2 protein-coding genes and 2 pseudogenes are annotated in these 3,833 nt (G+C 64.3%); all 4 read left to right on the top strand.

Translation table 11 applies throughout. The features are described 5' to 3' along the window. Positions 1-339: DDE-type integrase/transposase/recombinase (locus ACLP9N_RS36240; RefSeq protein ID WP_442411912.1), on the top strand; the 339-nt coding region annotated here is incomplete at its 5' end. Between the two features lie 252 nt (positions 340-591). Then, positions 592-1,956 carry a DUF7159 family protein gene (locus ACLP9N_RS36235; protein WP_442411911.1) on the top strand — a complete coding sequence of 455 codons (1,365 nt, stop codon included), beginning with the start codon at positions 592-594 and terminating at the stop codon, positions 1,954-1,956. A gap of 123 nt (positions 1,957-2,079) precedes the next feature. Next, positions 2,080-2,972 (top strand): annotated as a pseudogene (locus ACLP9N_RS36230) (UDP-glucose dehydrogenase family protein); the annotation flags it as partial. 592 nt (positions 2,973-3,564) lie between these two features. Continuing rightward, positions 3,565-3,833: pseudogene (locus ACLP9N_RS36225) on the top strand (amino acid transporter); the annotation flags it as partial.

Genomic DNA, 3,833 nt, shown 5'->3' with positions numbered 1-3,833 from the left:
CTGCTCAAGGGCCTGCGGTATGTGCCGCGCGTGCTGGTGACCGATAAGCTGGCCAGCTATCAGGTCGCTCACCGCGAGGTTTTGCCGTCGGTGACCCATCGCCGCTCGAAGTACCTCAACAATCGGGCCGAGAACTCCCATCAGCCGACCAGAATCCGGGAACGGGTGATGAAACGCTTCGCCTCTCCTGGGCAGGCCCAACGATTCCTGTTTGCGTTCAGCCCCATCCGACAGCACTTCCGTCCCCGTCGTCATATGATCAGCGCACCCCAATGGCGAACCCAGATGACCAACCGCTTTGCGGTCTGGGATCAGATCACAGTCGCCGCAGCGGCATGAAAGACACAATCAGCCACTACGTTCCGCCATACAGTCCACTCACATCGACTGAGCCACAAGCATTCTCAAATAACTTGACGATGCCCATCCTGGTCCCCTAGCGTAAATTCGCCCCAGACATGACGGCCGAACGCGCGTAAAATCGGACCACTAGGGGAATACAGGATGGGGACTCACGGCGTCTCGCGTCGCCGGAGCTTCCGATGACGAAGTTCCCGACATCATTGGCTAGCAAACGATTATGGAGGAGCTTTGGACACCGTACTTGGCGTGTCGATGGCGCCGACGGCAGTCCGGATGGTGCTGGTCGAAGGTGAAAATGGCGATGGCGCCACCGTCGATGAAGACAATTTCGTTGTTGCCGCTGACGACGGTCCGGCAACGGTCACTGTTGCCGACCAGGTAGTCTCGGCGATCCTGGGGACCCGGGAGAGCGCAGCCGAGGGCGGCTACCATCTGACATCGACTGGAGTCACCTGGACAGATCCCATTGAGGCCGCCGCGCTGCGCGACGCGCTGGCCGCCCACAAGGTCGAGAACGTCATGCTGGTCTCGGCGTTTCTGGCGGCCGCCGCGCTGGCTCAGGCAGTCGGCAATGCAACCAACTATGCCCACACCGCGCTGTTGTTCATCGAGCCCGATACCGCGACGTTGGCGGTCGTCGACACCGCTGACGGGGCGATCGTCAACGTTGATCGGCGGGCCCTACCCGAAGACGATGACGCGGCGGTGGCCCAGTTGACCACGATGGTCTCTGGCGCTGAGGCGTTGGAGACGCGCCCGGACGGCGTGTTCGTCGTCGGCTCCGGCGTCGACATCCCGCTGATCAAGCCGGCGCTGGAGGCGGCGACTACGCTTCCGTTGAGTGCGCCTGAGGAGCCGGATACGGCACTGGCCCGGGGAGCGGCGTTGGCGTCGGCGAATTCACCGCTGTTCGTGTCGTCCACCGCGGCGAGCGCATACGCACAGGATCCCGGCACCGGTGCCGTAGTCCCGTATGCAATCGCTCCCGGCTACTTCGACGTCCCCGCCGGTGCGGACGCAGGCGATGCCCTCGCCTACAGCGCTGTCCCCGCCGAATTGGCTGACACTTATACCGGCGAGCACACCGCCGCAACCCGCGTCGTCGGCGCAGACTATCGCGAGCGGAGGTCTTTCACGCTGATCGGCAGCGCGTTGGCGGCGATCTTAATCGTCGGTGTCGCGGCGCTGGTGGTTTCGCTGGCAATCAGCATCCGGCCAACGGCCGGTGTGCGGCCCGATCCCGGCCACAACGTCGTCGCACCCACCCAACAGCCGGCACCGGTGGCTCCCGCCCCTGCGCCAGCGGCTCCGGCTCCGGAGCCAGCAGTAGCTCCGGCGCCTGCCCCTGTTCCGGTCCCTGCGGCGGCTCCGGCGCCCGCTCCTGCCCCGGCGCCAGTGGCACCCGTCCCAGTGCCAATTCCGCTACCAATACCCCCGATCTTTGGTGGGCCACACGGCGGCGGAGGGTTTCCCGGTGGTGAGGGTCACGACGACGGCGGATTCCCTGGTGGCGGTGGGTTCCCCGGGTTCCCCGGTCACGGTGGCGGCGGGTTCGGTGGCGGAGGTCACGGCGGCGGTCACGGTCGCGACTAGCGGATTCGGGTTCCCGGGTATCCCTGGCATCTAGTTCACCCGCAGCCACCCTGTCACCTGGCGTTTGCCTGCCGCTCAGCGGGGCGATGCAGTTAGCTCATCGCAGCCACCTACACCAGTTGTATGCGATGCACCGTCTTTGGCACGGGTTATCTGGGTGCTACCCATGCAGTCGGGATGGCGGAACCGGGACACGACGTTCGTCGGGGTCGATATCGATCCAGGTAAAGTCGCCAAGCTCGCCGGGGGTGACATTCCCTTTTATGAACCCGGCCTGCGAAAGCTGTTGGCCGACAATCTGGCTGCTGGGCGACTGCGGTTCACCACCGACTACGACTTGGCGGCCGAGTTCGCCGACGTGCATTTCCTAGGGGTTGGCACGCCGCAAAAGAAGGGCGAATACGGCGCCGACTTGTGCCATGTCCACGCCGTGATCGACAATCTTGTGCCCCGGCTGACCAGGGCAGCGGTTCTCGTCGGCAAATCGACTGTCCCAGTGGGCACCGCAGCAGAGCTGGGCCAGCGGGCCGCTGCGCTGGCACCTCCGGGAGTCGACGTCGAAATCGCCTGGAATCCAGAATTCCTGCGTGAGGGCTACGCGGTGCACGACACCTTGAAGCCGGACCGGATTGTGCTTGGCGTACAACAGGATTCGGAGCGCGCCGAGGCGATTGTTAGTGAGCTATACGGGCCGCTACTGGAAGCCGGTGTGCCGTTCCTGGTAACCGACCTGCAGACCGCGGAGTTGGTCAAGGTTTCGGCCAATGCCTTTCTGGCGACAAAGATTTCGTTCATCAACACGGTCTCTGAGGTATGCGAGGCCGCGGGCGCCGACGTCACCCTGTTGGCCGACGCGCTCGGATACGACCCACGTATCGGGCGTCAATGTCTCAACTCCGGTTTGGGTTTCGGCGGCGGTTGCCTGCCCAAGGACATCCGGGCGTTCATGGCCCGCGCCAGGCGAGCTGGGAGCCAACCAGGCGCTGACGTTTCTGCGTGAGGTGGACAGCATCAACACATGGTGGTAACCGGGTGCCGACCGGGCCACCAGGGAGCGCCAGCCGGTGACAGCCGGTGACAGTTTCCAGCGGATTTTCCGGTGACGGCACAGCGGGCAGCTAACGCCAGACGATAGGGACCAGGCAGGGACCGGACCCTCTGGCCGCACCCCGAAAACCACCCTTGACCTGCTGTTATCCGTGTCGGGCTGACAGGATTTGAACCTGCGACCACTTGACCCCCAGTAAATGGCGGTAACACGTTTCCGCTCGTCACCGCGAGTGTGTGGCCGGTTTGCGGCCATGCGATACGTGCACAGACGCGCGGGTCGTTCATTACCGCGCATAACGTGTGGTCCCCAAAATGGTCCCCAAAGTAAGCGGCCGGATTGATCGACTGCAACGACCCGGCCTCGCGGAAGGTGCCCAGCGATACTACGGTCGTGACCCTACCGAGGTCCGCGGTCGCGCGAGCCGTGTCAGTGTCAGCTTCTCGACCACTGATCGTGTATACCGGAGCAAAAGTCAGCGGCCCTGCTCGGGTGGTGATGTTTCGCATTGGGAAGTACAAGTACATTGGCACCGGCGCGAACGATCTCTCCGAGGCGCGATGAGGAGTAAGGCCTCCTCGGCGCCGGCAACCAGTGTGATGGCCGCCGGAAAGGGGCTGAGGCCAGGAACCGTTGGCCTGACCGGGAGCGTGGTCATCGCGGTCTCGTCGGTCGCGCCCGCCTACAGTCTGGCGGCAGTGTTAGGCGGCATGGTGGCGGTGGTGGGCGCCAAGACGCCCGCGCTATTCGTCATCGGGTTTCTGCCGATGATGCTCACCGCCTTCGCGTTTCGCGAACTTGCCAGCGAGACGCCGGACTGCGGATCGGC

Origin of the sequence: Mycobacterium sp., from assembly GCF_052144515.1 — a bacterium.
Taxonomy (GTDB): Bacteria; Actinomycetota; Actinomycetes; order Mycobacteriales; family Mycobacteriaceae; genus Mycobacterium.
This window is presented reverse-complemented; position numbering and strand designations above follow the sequence as displayed.